Source organism: Streptomyces sp. NPDC048277 (genome assembly GCF_040652235.1).
In the GTDB taxonomy this organism is placed as follows: domain Bacteria; phylum Actinomycetota; class Actinomycetes; order Streptomycetales; family Streptomycetaceae; genus Streptomyces.
Genome location: NZ_JBEZLQ010000001.1, coordinates 808,504 through 827,271, shown reverse-complemented (window position 1 = coordinate 827,271; position 18,768 = coordinate 808,504). Strand labels below are relative to the sequence as shown.

The 18,768-nt window shown below is 71.4% G+C and carries 19 protein-coding genes; 10 read left to right on the top strand and 9 right to left on the bottom strand.

Annotated elements, in window-relative coordinates; translation table 11 throughout:
• Positions 1-29: 29 nt before the first annotated feature.
• Both AB0D85_RS03910 and AB0D85_RS03905 read right to left on the bottom strand, forming a co-directional pair.
• Positions 30-1,682: a DUF3152 domain-containing protein gene (locus AB0D85_RS03910; protein WP_362313051.1), complete on the bottom strand. Its 1,653-nt coding sequence runs from the start codon at positions 1,680-1,682 to the stop codon at positions 30-32.
• Between the two features lie 7 nt (positions 1,683-1,689).
• Positions 1,690-2,679, bottom strand: coding sequence for an alpha/beta hydrolase (locus AB0D85_RS03905; RefSeq protein WP_362313049.1), 990 nt, complete (start codon positions 2,677-2,679; stop codon positions 1,690-1,692).
• Positions 2,680-2,878: 199 nt separating this feature from the next.
• Between AB0D85_RS03905 and AB0D85_RS03900 the strand changes: the two genes are divergently transcribed.
• The 4 genes from AB0D85_RS03900 (at position 2,879) to AB0D85_RS03885 (ending at position 4,750) form a co-directional block, all read left to right on the top strand.
• Entirely contained in the window at positions 2,879-3,103 is a 225-nt protein-coding gene (locus AB0D85_RS03900) for a hypothetical protein (RefSeq protein WP_362313048.1), read from the top strand.
• Positions 3,104-3,271: 168 nt separating this feature from the next.
• Positions 3,272-3,916, top strand: a complete 645-nt coding sequence (locus AB0D85_RS03895) for a TetR/AcrR family transcriptional regulator (protein ID WP_362313047.1) — start codon at positions 3,272-3,274, stop codon at positions 3,914-3,916.
• A gap of 140 nt (positions 3,917-4,056) precedes the next feature.
• Complete coding sequence (locus tag AB0D85_RS03890; protein ID WP_362313046.1) at positions 4,057-4,284, top strand: DUF3107 domain-containing protein; 228 nt, start codon at positions 4,057-4,059, stop codon at positions 4,282-4,284.
• 193 nt (positions 4,285-4,477) lie between these two features.
• Positions 4,478-4,750 carry a hypothetical protein gene (locus AB0D85_RS03885; RefSeq protein WP_362313044.1) on the top strand — a complete coding sequence of 91 codons (273 nt, stop codon included), beginning with the start codon at positions 4,478-4,480 and terminating at the stop codon, positions 4,748-4,750.
• A gap of 109 nt (positions 4,751-4,859) precedes the next feature.
• Here AB0D85_RS03885 and AB0D85_RS03880 read toward each other — a convergent pair whose 3' ends face one another.
• On the bottom strand, positions 4,860-5,606 hold the full coding sequence (locus AB0D85_RS03880; protein WP_362313042.1) for a ferritin-like fold-containing protein: 747 nt from the start codon (positions 5,604-5,606) through the stop codon (positions 4,860-4,862).
• Positions 5,607-6,104: 498 nt separating this feature from the next.
• Here AB0D85_RS03880 and AB0D85_RS03875 point away from each other — a divergent pair, with 498 nt between their 5' ends.
• Together AB0D85_RS03875 and AB0D85_RS03870 are read left to right on the top strand one after the other, a co-directional pair.
• Positions 6,105-8,828, top strand: coding sequence for a DEAD/DEAH box helicase (locus AB0D85_RS03875; RefSeq protein WP_362313040.1), 2,724 nt, complete (start codon positions 6,105-6,107; stop codon positions 8,826-8,828).
• A 129-nt stretch (positions 8,829-8,957) separates the two neighbouring features.
• On the top strand, positions 8,958-9,839 hold the full coding sequence (locus tag AB0D85_RS03870) for an alpha/beta hydrolase (protein WP_362313038.1): 882 nt from the start codon (positions 8,958-8,960) through the stop codon (positions 9,837-9,839).
• 35 nt (positions 9,840-9,874) lie between these two features.
• Here the strand turns inward: AB0D85_RS03870 and AB0D85_RS03865 are convergent, their stop codons facing one another.
• Positions 9,875-10,768, bottom strand: coding sequence for an NYN domain-containing protein (locus AB0D85_RS03865; RefSeq protein ID WP_362313503.1), 894 nt, complete (start codon positions 10,766-10,768; stop codon positions 9,875-9,877).
• 170 nt (positions 10,769-10,938) lie between these two features.
• Between AB0D85_RS03865 and AB0D85_RS03860 the strand changes: the two genes are divergently transcribed.
• Positions 10,939-11,091 carry a hypothetical protein gene (locus AB0D85_RS03860; RefSeq protein WP_362313036.1) on the top strand — a complete coding sequence of 51 codons (153 nt, stop codon included), beginning with the start codon at positions 10,939-10,941 and terminating at the stop codon, positions 11,089-11,091.
• A gap of 100 nt (positions 11,092-11,191) precedes the next feature.
• Here the strand turns inward: AB0D85_RS03860 and AB0D85_RS03855 are convergent, their stop codons facing one another.
• From AB0D85_RS03855 to AB0D85_RS03845, 3 genes are all read right to left on the bottom strand, one after another.
• The gene (locus AB0D85_RS03855; RefSeq protein ID WP_362313034.1) at positions 11,192-11,797 is read right to left on the bottom strand and encodes a MarC family protein; all 606 of its coding nucleotides are present in this window, start codon (positions 11,795-11,797) and stop codon (positions 11,192-11,194) included.
• A 68-nt stretch (positions 11,798-11,865) separates the two neighbouring features.
• A complete protein-coding gene (locus AB0D85_RS03850) occupies positions 11,866-12,723 on the bottom strand; it encodes a PHP domain-containing protein (protein WP_362313033.1) in 858 nt (285 codons plus the stop codon).
• Between the two features lie 172 nt (positions 12,724-12,895).
• Positions 12,896-13,537: a DUF6758 family protein gene (locus AB0D85_RS03845; RefSeq protein WP_362313031.1), complete on the bottom strand. Its 642-nt coding sequence runs from the start codon at positions 13,535-13,537 to the stop codon at positions 12,896-12,898.
• A gap of 173 nt (positions 13,538-13,710) precedes the next feature.
• On the opposite strand from AB0D85_RS03845, the gene AB0D85_RS03840 reads away from it, so the two are divergent.
• On the top strand, positions 13,711-14,937 hold the full coding sequence (locus AB0D85_RS03840; RefSeq protein WP_362313029.1) for an MFS transporter: 1,227 nt from the start codon (positions 13,711-13,713) through the stop codon (positions 14,935-14,937).
• A 54-nt stretch (positions 14,938-14,991) separates the two neighbouring features.
• Here the strand turns inward: AB0D85_RS03840 and AB0D85_RS03835 are convergent, their stop codons facing one another.
• On the bottom strand, positions 14,992-15,588 hold the full coding sequence (locus AB0D85_RS03835) for a suppressor of fused domain protein (RefSeq protein ID WP_362313027.1): 597 nt from the start codon (positions 15,586-15,588) through the stop codon (positions 14,992-14,994).
• Positions 15,589-16,074: 486 nt separating this feature from the next.
• Between AB0D85_RS03835 and AB0D85_RS03830 the strand changes: the two genes are divergently transcribed.
• Complete coding sequence (locus AB0D85_RS03830) at positions 16,075-17,205, top strand: magnesium and cobalt transport protein CorA (RefSeq protein ID WP_362313025.1); 1,131 nt, start codon at positions 16,075-16,077, stop codon at positions 17,203-17,205.
• Between the two features lie 23 nt (positions 17,206-17,228).
• A complete protein-coding gene (locus AB0D85_RS03825; RefSeq protein ID WP_362313023.1) occupies positions 17,229-17,741 on the top strand; it encodes a hypothetical protein in 513 nt (170 codons plus the stop codon).
• A 297-nt stretch (positions 17,742-18,038) separates the two neighbouring features.
• On the opposite strand, the gene AB0D85_RS03820 is transcribed toward AB0D85_RS03825, so the two are convergent.
• The gene (locus AB0D85_RS03820; protein WP_362313021.1) at positions 18,039-18,764 is read right to left on the bottom strand and encodes a hypothetical protein; all 726 of its coding nucleotides are present in this window, start codon (positions 18,762-18,764) and stop codon (positions 18,039-18,041) included.
• Between the last annotated feature and the right edge of the window lie 4 nt (positions 18,765-18,768).

Below are 18,768 nucleotides of genomic sequence, written 5' to 3'. Positions count from 1 at the left end.
CCATGTCAATGTGATGTATGAGCCACCTGTCAACTCTTGGGATAGGGCCAGGGGTTGGGCAGACAGTGGATTCCGTCGTGGTCGAGGAACTTGGTCTGCTGCTGCATGACCGGCGCCAGCTCGCCGTCCTTCTCGCACTTCACATGGCCGTAGCCGAGCCGGTGGCCGACCTCGTGGTTGATCAGCATCTGCCGGTAGGCGTAGATCTTGTCGCCGTACGTCTTGCTGCCCTGCGCCCACCGGTAGGCGTTGATCATGACGCGTTCGGTGGCGGCCGAGTCGCAGGACACATTGTCCTCGGTGGTGTCGAGGCCGGACTTGGCACACCACTTGGCGGTGGTCCCCGGGCTGGCGAGGGTGATCACGAAGTCGGGCTTGCCGGAGGAGACGCGCTCGAAGGTGCGGGCGCCGTCGTGGGCCCAGCTGCGGTCGTCGTTGAGCGTCTTCTGCACGGCCTCGGCGAACAGTTTCCCGTCCAGCCCGAGCCCCTGCTCCACGTCGACGCGGTAGGTGTACTTCCGCCCCTTGCCGGGCGCCTTGGCGGTCCCGGGCACGGCGGAGAACTTCCCGGACCCGGTCAGCGAGGCGCCGAGCGGGTACTTCGTGTCCATCGCCTGCTCGTACGACAGCGTCGTCACGCGCGGCGAGGCGGAGACGGACGGCGTCGTACGGCCGTTGCCGCGCGAGGCGGCGTCCTCGGTGGCCCGGGTGTCGCCGGCGGCCGACTGCGACCGTACGGCGCTGCCGCCGTCGGCGACCTGCCCGGCGACGATCACCGCGAGCACGGTGGTGACGGCGGCGGCCGCGACTCCGGTGAAGGCCCGGCCCTTGCCGCCCTTGGGCTGGGCCGGTACGCCGACGGGCGGCGCGTCGTCATCGCCGCCGGCGCCGTCGCCCGGCCCGGACGGGAGCGTGGAGGTGTGCGGGTCGTCGGAGACGGGCGGATACGTTTCCGCGCGCTGGGCGCCGATGCCGGGGCGGGTCGCGAAGACGTCGACGTCCTCGTCGAAGGCGTCGACGTACTCCTGCCGGAGCCCGCCGGGCCCGCTCTGCCGCTGCCGCGGTATCGACACACCGGCCGCGGCGGAAGCGCCGGCCGCTCCGCCCGGCTCACCCCAGCCACCGCCCGCTTCACGCTGCTGGGGATGACCACCGCGGACCCGGGGAACCCCGTGGGCGGGGGTCCCGTCCGGGAAACGGGGGACACCGCGAGCCGGGGTGCCGTCGGGGAAGCGGGGTACGCCGTGGGCGGGCGTACCGTCCGGAAGCCGGGCCGTGCCCTGCGCGGGCGTACCGCCGGGAAAGCGCGGAGCCCCCTGGGCGGGCGTTCCGTCCGCGAGGCGAGGCACCCCACGCGCGGGCGTGCCGCCCAAACCACGCACGGGCGCACCACCTGGACCACGCGCGGGCGCACCGCCTGGACCACGCGCGGGACCCGGAACCCGGGGAACCCCCTGGGCCGGCGTGCCGTCCGTGAATCGTGGTGCCCCGTGTGCAGGTGTTCCGTCCGGCAGGTGCGGTGTCGCGCCCGCACGCGTGTCCTCGGCGCTGCGTGGCGCCGGTGTCTTCCCGGCGGGGCCGCGCTCCCCTGCTTTCGGGCCCTCCTTCCGGCCCGCAGTCATGCCTGTTATGTCCGCGGGGTCACCTTTGGGTGCCGGGCCGCGGCGGCTGTGGCGTCCCACCCGCCCCTCAGCTCCCCGCACCCGGCGCGGCCGGGCCGCCCAACCCGTCGGCATCCGCGAGGAGTTCACTGAACGCCCCGGCCACCGTCTCCGGGTACTCCATCATCGCCACGTGCCCGGCGTCCGGCATGGACAGCAGCCGGGAGTGGCGGAAGCTGCGCGCGGCCTTCTGGGCCATGCGGTAGCCGACGAGCTGGTCGCGGCCGCCGTAGATCAGCAGGGTGGGGGCGAGGACGCGCTCGGCCTGGCGCCAGAGCCCGTGCTGGCCGCCCAGCGTGTACGCGTTGACGATCCCGCGCGCGGACCGCGCCATCGCGTCCCAGAAGTACGGCAGCCGCAGCCGCCGCTCCAACTCCTCCACCGCGTGCTCGAACGCCTCGGGCGTCACCCGGCCGGGATCGCCGTAGCAGAGGGCCAGTACGCCCCGTACGCGCTGCTCCGCGGTCCACTTGCCCGTCGTGCGGGTGAGGAGCCCGGCGACGCCGGGCAGGCCGAGCAGCACCGTCGGTACGGCCGTGCGCTGCACGCGCAGCTCGGGCAGGGCCGGCGAGATGAGCGTCAGGGTGCGGACGAGGTCCGGGCGGGCGGCGGCGACGCGGGTGGCGACCGCGCCGCCGAGCGAGTTGCCGAAGAGGTGGGTCGGACCGCGGCCGGACGCGTCGAGGTAGCGGATGACCGCGCGCGCGTGCCCGGTGACGGAGTAGTTGCCGTCGTCCGGCGGCGGCGAGTCGCCGAAGCCCGGGAGGTCGACCGCCTCTCCGTCCACGACGCCTTCGAGCCGCTCCATCAGCGACGACCAGTTCTGCGAGGAGCCGCCGAGCCCGTGGACGAACAGGGCGGGCGGCAGGCCCGCGCGCACGGGCGGTCGCGAACGGACCGAGAGGGTGACACCGGACAGCCCCACCGACCGCAGCCGCTCGCCCTCCGCGACCCTGACGGCCGCCCCCTTCGGGAGCACGCTGGTGGGCGGCACTGACGGCAGCTCGGTCGAAGACATGGGCCAATGTTACGAGACGATCACACCGTGGTTCATGTGTTCGCCGTCACAGAGCCACCCGGGCGAGCCGCCGCCGGGTCCGGGTGAACGGCCGCCGATGACATAGCGTCCGCTTCCGCAGTCTCCTACGCTCATAGACAGGGCACCCGTTTGTGGCCCCCTGCTTCCGGCAGGGACGTTCGAAGGAAGGGAGCCCACCATGGCCTATGACCCCACCGACCCCGACGTGCTCGACGATCTGGAGGCGGAGGACGCCCCGGAGATCGACGTCGAGGCCCCGGAGGGCGACACAGCCGAGCAGCACACGGACATCGCTCCGTCCCACGACGACCCGCTCACCGGTGTGGACCCGGACCGCGCGAACGAGGCCGATCTCATCGAACAGGCACGCGTGGTCTCCCTCGACGAGGACGACTACCGCTGACCGAAACCGGCCTCCGCGGGGCCCACCTGCCCTGTCCGCATTTCCCGGTGCGGCTTTCGCCGTCGTCCGGTACGTGAAATTCTGCGCTCGCACCGCGCACACCACGGTTACCGAAAAGTACGATGGGCGCGCGGCGCAATCCGCAAGTGGACGACTTTGGGAGGCGGCGTGACAGCCATCGAGCAGACAGAGGCGGCACGCCCGCGGGGCACTCGCCTGCCGCGCCGTGCCCGACGGAACCAGCTGCTGGGCGCCGCCCAGGAGGTTTTTGTCGCGCAGGGGTACCACGCGGCCGCGATGGACGACATCGCCGAGCGCGCCGGCGTCAGCAAGCCGGTGCTCTACCAGCACTTCCCGGGCAAGCTCGACCTGTACCTGGCCCTGCTGGACCAGCACTGCGAGGCCCTGATCCAGGCGGTACGCGGCGCGCTCGCGTCGACGAGCGACAACAAGCAGCGCGTCCGGGCGACCATGGACGCCTATTTCGCGTACGTCGAGGACGACGGCGGTGCCTTCCGCCTGGTCTTCGAGTCCGACCTGACGAACGAGCCCGCGGTCCGCGAGCGCGTAGACAAGGTCACCACCGAGTGCGCCGAGGCGATCTGCGAGGTCATCGCCGAGGACACCGGCCTGCCGCGCGCCGAGTCGATGCTGCTGGCCTCCGGCCTCGGCGGCCTCGCCCAGGTGGTGGCACGGTCCTGGCTGCACAGCGACCGCAGCGTCCCGCGCGACCAGGCGGTACAGCTGCTCACCTCGCTGGCGTGGCGGGGCATCGCCGGCTTCCCGTTGCACGCCCTCGAGTCCCACCACTGACGGCTCCGCGCGGCATTCCCGTTCGCTGTTCGCTCCTGGCGTGCAGGCTCGCCACGTGTACGTCCCCTTCACCGGGCTAGTGTGTGCAGCGTACGGCGCGGAAGGTCGCGCACTTCACTGACCGTCGGAGGGACATAGCCGTGGAGGTCAAGATCGGCGTGCAGCACGCGCCCCGCGAGATCGTGCTGGAGAGCGGTCTGAACGCCGAGGAGGTCGAGCGCCTCGTCGCCGACGCGCTGGCCGGCAAGTCGCAGGTGCTGTCCCTGGAGGACGAGCGCGGCCGCAAGGTCCTCGTCCCGACGGAGCGCCTTGCGTACATCGAGCTCGGTGAGCCGACGGTGCGCAAGGTGGGCTTCAGCGCGGTCTAGCCACAGCAGCGCGAGGGGGCCCGGCGGACGTGTGTCCGGCGGGCCCCCTCGCCATGTCCGCCCTCGCCCCCCATGCCCGTCCTCCACACCGGGCCCACAACTCACCCACAGAGGAGGATTGCATTCCGCAGGTCACGGGTAGGACGGCCTACGACCGTGAAGCACCGGCCGGCCGTGGGAGGGAACCCTCGTGATGCTCCTGGAAGTCCTTCGATCCGCCCTGCTCGGCCTGGCCCTGTCGTGGGCCGCGGCCAGCCGCCTGGCCCACCGCCTCCCGGCCCGCCCCCTGGTGTTCTCCACGGGCATCGCGGGAGCCCTCTTCGGCGACTTCGTCACCCACAGCGCACTGGGCCCCGGCACGGCGTTCGTGAGCCTCGCGGGAGCGGCCATCGTCTCGGTGGCATCCCTCTCCCTGCTCCTCCGCCCGTCAGGCCGCCGCCTACGCCGACGATCGATCCCGGCGTAACTTTCAAGCGCCCCGAACCGAAGCGCCCCAAAGGGGCGCGGGGAACTGCGCGACCAGCCACCAGGCACCCGCAGCCGCGCAACCCCCCGAAACCACCCCCCACAGAGCGCTACGCCGCCAACCCGAGCGCAGCCATCCGCTTCGTGTGCGCCTCGGTGATCCGCGAGAACATCCGCCCCACCTCGGCGAGGTCGAACCCGTCGGCCACCCCGCCCACCAGCATGGTCGACAACGCGTCCCGGTCGGCGACGACCCGCTGGGACTGCGACAGCGCCTCCCCCATCAACCGCCGTGCCCACAGCGCCAGTCGGCCCCCCACGCGGGGGTCGGCGTCGATGGCCGCCCGCACCCGGTCCACCGCGAAACCGGCATGCCCCGTGTCGTCGAGAACGGCCAGCACCAGCTCGCGCGTGTCGGAATCCAGCCGGGCCGCGACCTCCCGGTAGAAGTCGCTGGCGATCGAGTCACCGACGTACGCCTTGACCAGGCCCTCCAGCCAGTCCGACGGCGCCGTCTGCCGGTGGAAGCCGTCGAGGGCCGCGACGAACGGCTCCATCGCCTGCGTCGCGTCCTCGCCGATCTCCGTCAGCCGGTTGCTCAGCCGCTCGAAATGGTGGAACTCGGCCGACGCCATCTTCGCCAGCTCGGCCTTGTCCACCAGCGAGGGCGCCAGCTTCGCGTCCTCCGCGAGGCGCTCGAACGCCGCGAGCTCGCCGTATGCGAGCGCGCCGAGCAGGTCCACGACCGCGGCACGGTACTGCGGGTCGGCCGACGCCTGCGTCCAGTCCTGGGCGGCGACACCAGTCGGTTCGGCGGAGGCGTTCTCAGGCTTGTCAGAGCTCGTCATGAAGCGCACAATAGCCCGCTCGTAGCCCCCGGGAAGCCCCAGGTCATCCACTGTGACTACCATGACGTGACCAAATCGGCCATCGCATGTGCGCGATTCCGGGGTATGGTGGTAATGCGCCTGCTGGTACGCCGACGTATTTCGTCGTGCCTCGACAGGCCGCACGTATGAGGATGCCCGGTCGGTGGCCCGATCGGCTCCGACCCGACAGCCCTCCCGGCTCGTACGGCACTGTGCGTACGACGACCGGAGGGACACACCCTCAGCGGTACGAGCGCTAGAGCGTCGGCAGAGGTCCCGTGCACTACGGCGTGCCCCCCACGGCCCGCCCGTAAGGCAGCCGACGTCCCCGGCACGGTCCGTCAAAGACCCCCGCGCTCGCCTCGCGCCGCGACACACAGAAGAGGCAAAACCCTGACTACGACGTTTCGTGAACTCGGAATCCTTCCCGAGACCGCCGAGGCCCTGGAAGCCGTCGGCATCATCAACCCCTTCCCCATCCAGGAGATGACGCTCCCGGTCGCCCTGTCCGGCACCGACGTCATCGGCCAGGCCAAGACCGGCACCGGCAAGACCCTCGGATTCGGTCTGCCGCTCCTGGAGCGGGTGACCGTCCCCGCCGACGTGGAGGCCGGCCGCGCCGCCCCCGAGGCCCTCACCAACGCCCCGCAGGCGCTCGTCGTCGTCCCCACGCGCGAGCTCTGCACCCAGGTCACCAACGACCTCCTGACGGCCGGCAAGGTCCGTAACGTACGCGTTCTCGCCATCTACGGCGGCCGTGCCTACGAGCCGCAGGTCGAGGCCCTGAAGAAGGGCGTCGACGTCGTCGTCGGCACCCCGGGCCGGCTCCTGGACCTCGCGGGCCAGAAGAAGCTCGACCTCAAGCACATCAAGTCGCTCGTCCTCGACGAGGCCGACGAGATGCTCGACCTGGGCTTCCTGCCCGACGTCGAGAAGATCATCGACATGCTTCCGGCCAAGCGCCAGACCATGCTGTTCTCGGCCACCATGCCGGGCGCGGTCATCGGCCTCGCGCGCCGGTACATGAGCCAGCCCACCCATATCCGCGCCACCGCGCCGGACGACGAGGGCGCGACCGTCGCGAACATCGCGCAGTTCGTCTACCGCGCGCACTCCATGGACAAGCCGGAGATGATCGCGCGCATACTGCAGGCCGAGGGCCGCGGGCTCGCGATGATCTTCTGCCGCACCAAGCGCACGGCCGCCGACATCGCCGAGCAGCTGCAGCGCCGGGGCTTCGCCTCGGGTGCCGTCCACGGCGACCTGGGCCAGGGCGCCCGCGAGCAGGCGCTGCGCGCGTTCCGCAACGGCAAGGTGGACGTCCTCGTCTGCACCGACGTCGCCGCGCGCGGTATCGACGTCGAGGGCGTCACGCACGTCATCAACTACCAGTCCCCCGAGGACGAGAAGACGTACCTGCACCGGGTCGGCCGTACGGGCCGCGCGGGCGCGTCGGGTACGGCGATCACGTTCGTCGACTGGGACGACATCCCGCGCTGGCAGCTCATCAACAAGGCGCTGGACCTCAAGTTCCCCGACCCGGTGGAGACGTACTCCACCTCCCCGCACTTCTTCGAGGACCTCAAGATCCCCGCGGGCACCAAGGGTGTCCTGCCGCGCGCGGAGCGCACCCGCGCCGGCCTCGACGCGGAGGAGCTGGAGGACCTGGGCGAGACCGGGGGCCGCGGTGGCCGCGGTCGCGGTGCCCGTGGCGGTCGGACCGAGGCCCCCCGCTCCGAGGAGCGCGAGCGCCCGGCCCGTACGCCGCGCCGCCGCCGTCGCACGCGTGGCGGTTCGAACCTGGACCCGGCGAACGGTACGACGTCCACGGCGCCCGCCGCCGAGTCCGCGTCCCCCGTCGCCGAGGAGCCCACGGCCACCCGGACCCCGCGCCGCCGTCGCCGTACCCGCGCCGGAGCGTCGCACGAGCCGGTGGCGGCAGCCGCCCCGGTGACCGTGACGCCGGAGGCCGTCGTCGAGACGGTCGAGGCCGTGGTGGAGCCGGCCGCGCCGGAGAAGCCGCGCCGCCGTCGCACCCGGAAGGCGGCAGAGGCCGCACCCGTGGCCGAGGTCACGCCGGTGACCGAGGCGCCGGTGGCCGAGGAGGCACCGGCGGCGCCCGCTCGCCGCCGTACCCGCAAGGTCGCAGAGGCTCCCGAGGCCGCCCCCGTGGCAGCCGTCGAGGCGGTCGTCGAGGCAGTGGAGGCCGTGGCGGAGCCGAAGCCGCGCCGTACGCGCAAGACGGCTGCCGCCGCCGAGACCGCGGTGGACACCGCCGAAGCCGTCGAGGCCAAGCCGCGCCGCCGTACCCGCAAGGCCGTCGAGGCCACCGAGCCCGTGACCGAGGTCGCGCAGGCTCCGCAGGAAGCCGTCGAGGCCCCGGTGGCACCGGTTCGCCGTCGCACCCGCAAGGCCGCCGAGCCGACCGAGCCGGTGGTGACCGCGCCGGAGGCCGTCGAGGCCGAAGCCGCGCCCAAGCCGCGCCGCACGCGGAAGACGGCCGCCGCCGCCGAAGCCGCCGCGGACATGGCCGAAGGCACCGAGGCCAAGCCCCGCCGCACCCGCAAGACGGCCGCCGCCGTCGAGCCCGTGGCGGACACCGCCGAGGTCGCGGAGGCCAAGCCGCGTCGCACCCGCAAGGTCGCGGCCGCAGCTCCGGAGACCGTCGAGGCGGTCGTGGAGACCACGGAGGCTACCAAGCCGCGCCGTACGCGCAAGACGGCTGCCGCCGCCGAGACCGCGGTGGACACCGCCGAAGCCGTCGAGGCCAAGCCGCGCCGCCGTACCCGCAAGGCCGTCGAGGCCACCGAGCCCGTGACCGAGGTCGCGCAGGCTCCGCAGGAAGCCGTCGAGGCCCCGGTGGCACCGGTTCGCCGTCGCACCCGCAAGGCCGCCGAACCCGTGGTGACCGCGCCGGAGCCGGAGGCCGTCGCGGAGCCCAAGCCCCGTCGCACCCGGAAGACGGCCGCCGCCGCCGAAACCACGGTGGACACGGCCGAAGGCACCGAGGCCAAGCCCCGCCGGACCCGCAAGACGGCCGCCGCCGTCACCGCGGAGATTCCGGCGCAGGCCAGCGACGAGCCGGAGGCCAAGCCGAGGCGTCGTACCACCCGCAAGGCGGCGGAGTCCGCCGAGGCGGTGGCCGACGCGGAGGCGGCGCCGAAGGTCCGCCGGACCCGGAAGGCCGCCGCCGCGGCTCCCGAGGCCTGATCGCGCCACGCGCCACGACGGCCCGGCCCACCACGTGTGGGCCGGGCCGTCGGCGTCTGCGCACCCCGGGCCACGGGATTCACCCACCGTCTCCCGGGCCGTCGCCGGCCTGCGGATAACCTCTCCCCTATGAGCAGGCCTCGTACCTTTGTCCCGCCCGCCGGTGCCCGGGCGTACGCGCTCGCCACCGCGCGGGGTGAGTTCGCCGTCGTCGACGCGCCCGTGGCCGCCGGGGCCGAGCCCGAAGGGACCGCGCTGTTGCTGCCCGGGTTCACCGGCAGCAAGGAGGACTTCAGCCCGCTGCTCAGGGCACTGGGCGCGCGCGGGTACCGGACCGTCGCCGTGGACGGGCGCGGGCAGTTCGAGTCAGACGGGCCCGAGAACGACGAATCGGCGTACACGCAGGAGGAGTTGGCGCGGGACGTGCTCGCGCAGGCGGCGGCGGTCGGCGACGGCCGGCCCGTGCATCTGCTGGGGCACTCCCTCGGCGGTCAGATCGCGCGCGCGGCCGTGCTCCTCGACCACACGCCGTTCCGTTCGCTGACCCTGATGGCGTCGGGCCCGGCGCAGATCTCGACCTCCCAGCAGCAGCGCGTGAAGCTGCTGCGGGACGCGCTCGCCGTGATGTCGATGGCCGAGGTCTGGGACGCCATGCAGGCCATGGAGGCGCCGGAGGAACTGGACGGGGACCCGGCGGACCTGGAGGACGGCGAGGATCTGCGGCGCCGCTGGCTGGGCAACAAGCCGGCCCAACTTCTCGCCACCGGCCGCCAGTTGTGCACCGAACCGGACCGCGTCGCCGAACTCGCCGCCGTTCCGCTGCCGTTCCACGTCCTGTCGGGCGCGCGGGACGACACCTGGCCGGTGCCGCTGCTGGACGACATGGCGGTACGGCTGCGGGCGCGCAGGACGGTCGTACCAGGGGCGGAGCACTCGCCCAACACCGAGCAGCCGGCCCCCACCGCCGCCGCGATCGCCGCGTTCTGGGACAGCACCGCCGAGCAGGGCTAGTACAGCGGGCCAGTGCTGAGGATCAGTGCTGCGGGTCAGTACTGCGTCTGCAGGTGCTCCCAGAAGCCGTCCCGCAGGGCGCGGCGCAGGTCGGCCTGGCCGCGCAGGGAGTACTGGAGCATGCCCTCGGCCTCGACGAGGAGGTCCTGGTCGACCGGGCCGGGCAGGTAGGGATGGCCGGGCAGCAGCTCCACGAGCGCCTCGCGCCCCCGCGCGGACAGCCACTTCGCGGCGATCTGCGCGCCGACGAAGCGGACGTCCTCGCGGCTGGGTCTGCTGGTGCCGGCCTCGTAGGCGGGTGCGGCGCGTCTGGAGACGTACGGCTTGAAGAACTCGAGGTCGAGGGTGCGCTGGCTGTCGACCTCCCAGAGCAGCGGCTCGGCCTGGTTGCGCCCTTCGGGGGCCTCGATGCCCCAGAGGTGGACGCGGGCGCCGTAGCCCTGGGCGGCCTCGACCGCGGAGACCAGGTCCTCGTCGCCGCCGAGCAGCGCCGCGTCGCTGATCGCGCGGTGCCGGGCGAGTGACTCCAGGTCGGTGCGGATCAGGGAGTCGACGCCCTTCTGCTGGTTGTTCGCGTTGAGGTTGCCGAGGCGGACCTTGACGTCGGGCAGCTCGGCGATGGTCTGCTGTTCGGCGGTGTGGATACGGCGGCGGGCGCCGTCGTACCAGTACACGCGCAGCAGCCGGCTGTCCGCGAAGATCTGGCGCGCCTTGTCGATGAGTGCCTCGATCAGCCCCTCGGCGTCGAGGTCGAAGGCGCGGCGGTCCTCCGTTCCGGCGACGAGCCGGCCCGTGGCCGCGTAGAGGTAGCCCGCGTCGACGAAGATCGCATGCGTCGAGGGCGTTTTCGCCACTTCGGCGAGCATGCGGGTGAGCAGCTCGTTCGTGCGGTCGATACGGGCCTGGAGGGCGGCGAGGTCGTCGTTCATCGCCTCCATTGTCCCGGCGGTCACGCTGCGAACACAACCGGTCCCGGTCAGTCTCCTCCATGACTCTTACCGGTCGGTAATTAGGCGTTCGAAAAATTTATTTAGCGTAGGGAATGTTTGTAACACGCAAGTCGTTGACTAGGACGGAACACGAGACGAAGGGAGAGGCCATGCGCTTCGAGATCAGGCGACTCAACGAAGTCGACGGCACCACCGTGGACTGCACCGTCGTGGACGCCGCCTCCGTCAACAGGATCGTGCAGCAGGCCGCCGCCATCGGGCAGCGCCTGTGGATCCGACCGGCCGAGAACCAGGCTTCGTAACGAGAGACGAGCCACACTGACGCGCGGAACACCGCAGAGTCTTCAGAGCCCCCGTACGGCATGGATGCCGTGCGGGGGTTCTGCGTCTGCCCACACGCGGTTACGCGCCCTTGATCACCTGGGTGACGCCGTTGATGATCTGTTGCACGGCGATCGCGGAGAGCATCATGCCCGCGAGGCGCGTCACCAGGACCACGCCGCCGTCCTTGATGACCCGGATGATCAGCAGCGAGTAGCGCATCACCAGCCACAGCACGACATGGATCGCGAGGATCGCGGTCCACACGGACACCTGGCTCGCGACGCTGCCGGCCTTCTGCACGGCGAGGATGACCGACACGATGGCGCCGGGACCGGCCAGCAGCGGCATGCCCAGGGGCACCAGTGCCACGTTCACGTCCTTGGTCTGCTTCGGCTCGTCGGTCTTGCCGGTGAGCAGGTCCAGGGCGATGAGCAGGAGCAGCAGCCCGCCCGCGATCATCAGCGCGGGCACGGAGACATGCAGATAGTTCAGGATCTGGTGCCCCAGCAGCCCGAAGACCGTGATCACACCGCCCGCCACGCACACGGCCTGGAAGGCCATCCGCTTCTGCACCTTGCCGGGGCGACCGGCGGTGAGCGCGAGGAAGATCGGGGTGATCCCAGGGGGATCCATGATGACGAAAAGGGTCAGGAAGAGGGAGCCGAAGACGGCGAGGTCGAACATGGGTGTGCTACAGGCCTTGCGGGAGGAAGTGATCTGGGCGAGGGACTCGGGCCGGCGAGGGCCGGGCCTCAGGCCCCGCCGGTCCCCGGCACCGGGAACGCGCCCGTCGCCCGGCGCGTGATCTCGCCGTACACCTCGGGGTCGGTCGTGTACTCGCCGAGCGTCACGGTCTTGCGGCTGCCGTGGTAGTCGGACGAGCCCGTGACCAGCAGCCCCAGCTCCCCGGCGAGGCCACGCAGCCGCGCGCGTGTGTCCTCGTCGTGGTCCATGTGGTCGACCTCGATGCCGTCGAGCCCGGCCGCGGCCATCTCGGCGATCGCCGACTCGGGCACGGTACGCCCGCGCTTGGACGCCCCCGGATGCGCGAACACGCACACCCCGCCGGCCTGCTTGACCAGCCGGATCGCCTCGAAGGGGTCGGTCTCGTGCTTCTCCACGTAGGCCCGGCCGCCGTCGGCCAGCCACTGCTCGGTGAAGGCGTCGCTCACGGTCGGTACGACACCGAGCTCGACGAGCGCGGAGGCGACATGCGGCCGCCCCACGGAGCCGTCCCCGGCGATCCGCTCGACCTGCTCCCAGGTGACCGGCACGCCCAGCCCGTTCAGCTTGGCGATCATGCCGTGGGCCCGCGGCACCCGGTCGTCCCGGACCAGCTCACGCTCGGCGAGCAGATCGGGCTCCTCGGGGTCGAAGAGGTAGGCCAGCATGTGCATCGAGACGCCGTCGATACGACAGGACAGCTCGGCCCCGGTGACCAGGGTGAGCCCCGCGGGCAGCGCGGCGACGGCCTCGGCGTACCCACGGGTGGTGTCGTGATCGGTCAGCGCGACGACGTCCAGCCCGGCAGCGGCGGCATTGCGCACCAGCTCGGCCGGGGTGTCCGTACCGTCGGAGGCGGTGGAGTGGCAGTGCAGATCGATACGCACGACGCGGACTCCAGCGGACGGTAGGGATGGGGACGCGTCAAGGATAGCGGCCTCCAAGGCGTGCCCTGTCACACCCGCAACCTGTGAGCGCCCTTTACGTGCCCTACCTAGGGGCGCGGGGAACTGCGCGACAAGCCACGACGCCGCCGCACCTGTCCACGCGCCGCACCCCTCACGGCTCAAGCAAGCGCGGCGACAACGCCCCGCACGGCACCAGGTCCACCTCGGCCCCCGCATCCCGCAGATCGGTCAGCACCAGCTCGTCGTACATCAGCAACCCGGTCTGCTCGGGCCACACGACGATCCACAGCCACAGCCCCCGGGCCTCACCCGCGAAGACCGCCCTGTCGTCCGGCGCCCCGGAGACATGCCACAGCGGCGTCGGCCGCCCGGCGGCCAGCACCTTCGCCTGCGGCGGCTTCTCCACGTTCATCCCCGGCCCCGGATCCGGCCCGTCGATGCCCGCGTACCGCGCGCCGAGCCCGACGCCCAGTTCCTCGGCGACCAGGATCATCTCCCCTATCCCACCGAGCGGCGCGGGCCCGGAGCACGCGACAGCGGTCGCACGGCCGCCGCTGCGGTCGTCACCCGCACAGGCCACGCCCGTGAACAGCCAGCCGACCGGCAACGGCCAGGGCATCCACACCGGCACCTGGGTGCGGTGCACCACGACACCGAGGGCCTCGACGCTGGGCGGGATCACGGGCTGCACCGGATGCACGGTCCCGTGCACATCGCACTGCCAGGTGTCGGCGAAGAGTCCGGGAGCCCTGACCCGGCCACCACACTTCGGGCAACTGGGTTCGCCCCTCATAGGGCCCCACGGTCCTACCCCGAATCCCCCACGTCAAGGACGATCACCCGTCCGGACGGAACCGTTCACCAGGCAAAACTAGATGCACCTTGCATTAATTAGCTCCTCTAACTTACTATGTGCATACACCAACTAAATCTGCGGCACGAAGCACCACGAAGCGGAGGAAGCGCATGGACGACCCATTCGACGCGGGAGCGGGCAGCATCCTGCGACAGCCGAAGGCCGTGTGGGCGACGGCCGGCGCGTCCGTCGTCGCCTTCATGGGCATCGGACTCGTCGACCCGATCCTGCCGTCCATAGCCAAGGGCCTGGATGCCACGGCCGGCCAGGTCTCCCTGCTCTTCACCTCGTACTTCCTGATCACCGCCGTGGCGATGCTGCTCACCGGCTTCGTCTCCAGCCGCGTCGGCGGCCGCAAGACCCTGCTGCTCGGCCTCGCGTTCGTGGTCGTCTTCGCCGGACTCGCCGGCACCTCCGACACCGTCGGCCAGCTGGTCGGCTTCCGGGCCGGCTGGGGCCTCGGCAACGCGCTCTTCGTCTCGACCGCCCTCGCGGTCATCGTCGGCGCGGCGGCCGGCGGCAGCGCCGCGGCGATCCTGCTCTACGAGTCCGCGCTCGGCCTCGGCATGGCGTGCGGACCGCTGCTCGGCGCGGTGCTCGGCAACATCAGCTGGCGCTACCCGTTCTTCGGCACCGCCACCCTGATGGCGGTCGGCTTCCTGTGCATCACCGCGTTCCTGAAGGAACAGCCGAGGCCGGCCCGCAAGACGTCGATCCTGGACCCGATCAGGGCCCTGGGCCACGGCGGCCTCGCCTCCGCGGCCGTGTCGGCCTTCTTCTACAACTACACGTTCTTCACCGTGCTGGCCTTCACCCCGTTCGTGCTGAACATGACCCCGTACCGTTCGGGCGCGGTCTTCTTCGCCTGGGGTGTGCTGCTCGCGGTCTTCTCGGTGCTCGTGGCCCCGCGCATGCAGCAGCGGTTCGGCTCGCTCAAGGTGCTCGGCGGCTCGCTCGTGCTCCTCGCCGTCGACGTCCTGGTCCTCGGCTACGGCGGCCACACCGCCGCGGTCGTCTGCACGATCCTGTCCGGTGCGTTCATCGGCGTGAACAACACCGTCTACACCGAGCTGGCTCTCGGCGTGTCGGACGCGCCGCGCCCGGTGGCGAGCGCGGGCTACAACTTCGTCCGTTGGTTCGCCGCCGCGGCCGCGCCCTACTTCGCGCCGAAGATCGAGGAGTGGAGCAACATCCGGATCCCGTTCGTGGTGGCGGCGGCCACCGCCGTGCTGGGCGCGGTCGTGGTTCTCGTACGACGGAACGCCCTCACGCACGACACCGAAGTGCTGCAGTCGAAGCACGCCGCGGAGGACAGCGTCACGGTCTTTGCCAACTGACTCTTTCCGAGCGGCGCTTGGTGAGCTTGCTCACCCTCGCGGTCGCTCGACGGGTCAGTCCAGCGGGACGGATTTCCGGTTCGGATCCCGGAGGTCCGTCCCGTTCGCGAGCCAGCGCTCCTGAAGGGCCTGCGCGCCGTGCACCCGCTTCCAGGCGGCCTCGTTCGGCGTCATCGGCAGCAGCGGCAGGAACCGTACGGGATCGAGCGGCCCGTCCAGCTCCAGATCCTCGACGAGCCCGCCCGCCTCGCCGACCAGGACCGAGGTGAAGGGGGCGCCCGGCCACAGCGGGTCGCCGACGTCGAGAGACGCGCCCGGTGTCACGACCAGTCCCTCCACCTGCGGAGACGCGGCGAGTACGGCGAGCGCGCGGAGCACCTTGTCGGTCTCGGCGAGCCCGGCGCGGACCGACAGGACCAGCTCGGCGCGGGGCCCTCCGACGGGGTCGGCGACCATCGCGGTGGGGTCGGTCATGGGGTGCGCGGACATGCCGAGCGTGGCATAGCGGAGGACGTTCTCGCCCTGGAGATCCTCCTGGAAACGGAGCACCTCGATGCGGTCCGTACCGAGAAAGGTGACCGCCGCGCGCGCGTCCGGTTCGCCCAGCGCGGTGGTCAACCGGGCCTCTACAAGAGGAAGAACATCAGCCATGTCGTGAGCATAGAACTCGTCAGTACCGGGCAAAGCGGCGCCTTGACACCGAGGGCTGCTGCTAGTCTGGCCGCGGTGGTTCGAGGCAGCACGCAGCGCGTCGCGGTAAGCCCTCGACACCGACAGGACTCCCTTACGAGGGACCGGCTGGAGGAGGTGGGGCTGTCATGGATCGAAGTCACCCGTGCAGTACCACTCGCTCTTCCGGCCTCTGATTTCCTCTCTGGCTGGCTGCCGCCCGTTTCGTGCGCGTTGTCGTTCGGAAGAGCACTTCGTTTCGCTTGCCTGGTCCCTCTGACCGACCCCTTCCGGATCGGTCTGGATCCGTTCGTCTGATCCGAATCAGTAGCGAAGACGCCACCGCAATGGTGCGGTGCTCCCCGCTTTGTGGACGTGCCAAACATCCGCAGTCAGGACGTCCTCATTCCGGGTAGTTCCACCCGTTCGTCGGCGATCTTTCGTTGCCTGTCGCGAAGGAGCCTGCCCATGTCGATGATCCGCGACCTCCGTGCCGTGGTCCGCCCCTCCCGCCCCTCGCTCCGCAAGAGCCTGCGGCCGGACACCGGTGCGTACGACACCACCCGCGACCCCGGTACGCCGTCGGCCGTCGTCGACTGCGCCGTGTACCGCGACGGTGCGCGCGTCGAGACGGCGAAGCCGCTGACCCCGCACGAGGCGATGCGGCAGGTGCGCCGCGACGGCGGGTTCGTGTGGATCGGGCTGCACGAGCCGACCGAGGCCGAATTCGCCGTGATCGCGAGCGAGTTCGGGCTGCACCCGCTGGCCGTGGAGGACGCCGTCCAGGCCCACCAGCGCCCGAAGCTCGAACGCTACGACGACTCCCTCTTCACGGTCTTCAAGACCATCCACTACGTCGAGCACGACCAGCTCACCGCCAACAGCGAGGTCGTGGAGACCGGTGAGGTCATGTGCTTCACCGGCCGGGACTTCTTCATCACCGTCCGGCACGGCGGCCAGGGTTCGCTGCGGGCGCTGCGGCACCGGCTCCAGGACGACCCCGAGCTGCTCGCCAAGGGCCCCTCGGCCGTGCTGCACGCCATCGCCGACCACGTCGTCGACGGCTATGTCGCGGTCGCCGACGCCGTGCAGGACGACATCGACGAGGTGGAGACCGAGGTCTTCACGCCCGCCCGCAGGGGCGGGGTGTCCCGAGGCGTCGACTCGGCGCGCATCTACCAACTCAAGCGCGAGGTCCTGGAGTTCAAGCGCGCGGTCTCGCCCCTGCTGCGCCCGATGCAGCTGCTGAGCGAACGCCCCATGCGGTTGGTCGACCCCGACATCCAGAAGTACTTCCGGGACGTCGCCGACCACCTCGCCCGCGTCCAGGAGCAGGTCGTCGGCTTCGACGAACTCCTCAACTCCATCCTCCAGGCCAACCTCGCGCAGGCGTCCGTGGCGCAGAACGAGGACATGCGGAAGATCACGGCGTGGGCCGCGATCATCGCCGTACCGACGATGGTGTGCGGGGTGTACGGCATGAACTTCAAGTACATGCCGGAGCTCCACTGGAAGTACGGCTACCCGGTGATCATGGGCATCACGGTCTGCATCTGCCTCGGCATCCACCGCACGCTGAAGCGCAACGGCTGGCTGTGAGCGGCCCGGTTAGGGTGAGCGCCATGACAAGCGAGCTGCTCGACCAGGCCCTCGTCGAGGAGGCCACGAAGAAGTCCGGCCTCATCTGGGTCCGGGGCGCCGGGGCGCCGGCCGCGCGTGTGGTGTGGCATGCGTGGGCCGACGGGGGCGTGTGCCTGGTCGGCGACGGGGCCGAGCAGCCGCTGCCGGGGCTGGCCGACGGGGGGTCGGCGGAGGTGACCGTCCGCAGCAAGGACAAGGGCGGCCGGCTGGTCACCTGGGCGGCGACGGTCGCGGAACTGCCCGCCGGGTCCCCCGAGTGGGACGCGGCGGTGGCGGAACTGAAGGGAAAGCGCCTCAACGCACCCGACGGCGAGGCCATGACGGAGCGGTGGTCGCGGGAATGCAGGGTGCTCCGCCTGACGCCGACGGGAGCGACGCTGTCCCTGCCGACGGGAAACCTGGCCGAGCCCCCGGTACCGTCCCCGGCGACGACCCGCCACCCGATCCCGGCCGGCCTGCCCCGCCTGCTCACCAAGCGGAGAAAGACCAAGTAGCCGAGGGCTGCGGGGAGTTCTTCACCGCCGAACAGCGACACCGCGGCTGAGCGCGGTCGCGGCGGGATCCGGGGGACGCGGGCACATCGTTTCGGACCGCCGTTTCGGACCGCCGGTCCGGAGAACAGCCGGACCTGCGGGACCACCGGCCGGGCAGATCCGCCGGCCCTGCGAGACCACCCGCCGGGCAGATCCGCCGGTCCCGGAAACCCGTCGGTCCCATCGGTCCGCCGCAACGGCGCTCGGCCCCCGCGGCGGCGGTCGGCGGTGCCGGGCCCACCGCAAGCCCGTGCTCCCCTAAGACGCCGGCAGTTGCTTCCCGTAGTCCACCGTCTCACCCTTCTCCGGCTCGGACACGCTGAAGTCCTTACCCCAGTCGGAGAAGGTGAGGGTGCCGGCGCCGCCGCCGCGTTCCAGGCGCAGGGGGTAGGGCCTGCCCTCCAGAGAGACGTCGAGTGTGCCGCCGGAGCCGTTGTCGCCGGTGATGCGGATCGTGCGGGTCCCCGACTGTTCGTGGTGACCGGCCGTCGAGAGCGAGCCGTGCAGCGTCAGGAGGCCCGACAGGAGGAGGTCCTTGTCCGTGAAGCCGCTGAACTTCTTGTACGCCGGGTCTCCCTGCGGCACCTTCACGTACTTGCCGTCGAGCGTGCCGGCCGCGGTCGTGTCGCTGCCGTCGGCATGGTTCCAGAAGTCCGCGTCGGCCTGCAGGTACAGCGTCTGGCCCACCCGCAGCAGCTGGAAGGTCGCGCCCTTGGACGTGACCGACCCGGTTCCGCCGTGCTTGTTCAGACGCATGTCCAGCCGGTACGTACGCCCGCTCGTGACCACGGTCCCCGCCATCCGTACCGTCGCCACCCCCGTCGCCGCGGCCCGGGTCCTCGACTGGATCACGGCCGCGGACAGCTTCCCCACCCCGTTCGTGCCCGCGTCCGGATCCTCGCTGCATCCCGTGAGGACGACCAGCGCGCACATCGCGGTCGCCACCGCGGCGCGGCGTGTACGGCCCGGAGCGATCGTGGTCACAGAC

Excerpts from the sequence above, each read along its gene's own strand:
- AB0D85_RS03905 (WP_362313049.1), bottom strand. The coding sequence starts at position 2,679 with ATGTCTTCGACCGAGCTGCCGTCAGTGCCGCCCACCAGCGTGCTCCCG.
- AB0D85_RS03845 (WP_362313031.1), bottom strand. The coding sequence starts at position 13,537 with ATGAGGGGCGAACCCAGTTGCCCGAAGTGTGGTGGCCGGGTCAGGGCT.
- AB0D85_RS03835 (WP_362313027.1), bottom strand. The coding sequence starts at position 15,588 with ATGGCTGATGTTCTTCCTCTTGTAGAGGCCCGGTTGACCACCGCGCTG.
- AB0D85_RS03825 (WP_362313023.1), top strand. The coding sequence starts at position 17,229 with ATGACAAGCGAGCTGCTCGACCAGGCCCTCGTCGAGGAGGCCACGAAG.
- AB0D85_RS03870 (WP_362313038.1), top strand. The coding sequence starts at position 8,958 with ATGAGCAGGCCTCGTACCTTTGTCCCGCCCGCCGGTGCCCGGGCGTAC.
- AB0D85_RS03830 (WP_362313025.1), top strand. The coding sequence starts at position 16,075 with ATGTCGATGATCCGCGACCTCCGTGCCGTGGTCCGCCCCTCCCGCCCC.
- AB0D85_RS03875 (WP_362313040.1), top strand. The coding sequence starts at position 6,105 with ATGACGCTCCCGGTCGCCCTGTCCGGCACCGACGTCATCGGCCAGGCC.
- AB0D85_RS03860 (WP_362313036.1), top strand. The coding sequence starts at position 10,939 with ATGCGCTTCGAGATCAGGCGACTCAACGAAGTCGACGGCACCACCGTG.
- AB0D85_RS03865 (WP_362313503.1), bottom strand. The coding sequence starts at position 10,768 with ATGAACGACGACCTCGCCGCCCTCCAGGCCCGTATCGACCGCACGAAC.
- AB0D85_RS03900 (WP_362313048.1), top strand. The coding sequence starts at position 2,879 with ATGGCCTATGACCCCACCGACCCCGACGTGCTCGACGATCTGGAGGCG.
- AB0D85_RS03885 (WP_362313044.1), top strand. The coding sequence starts at position 4,478 with ATGCTCCTGGAAGTCCTTCGATCCGCCCTGCTCGGCCTGGCCCTGTCG.
- AB0D85_RS03855 (WP_362313034.1), bottom strand. The coding sequence starts at position 11,797 with ATGTTCGACCTCGCCGTCTTCGGCTCCCTCTTCCTGACCCTTTTCGTC.
- AB0D85_RS03840 (WP_362313029.1), top strand. The coding sequence starts at position 13,711 with ATGGACGACCCATTCGACGCGGGAGCGGGCAGCATCCTGCGACAGCCG.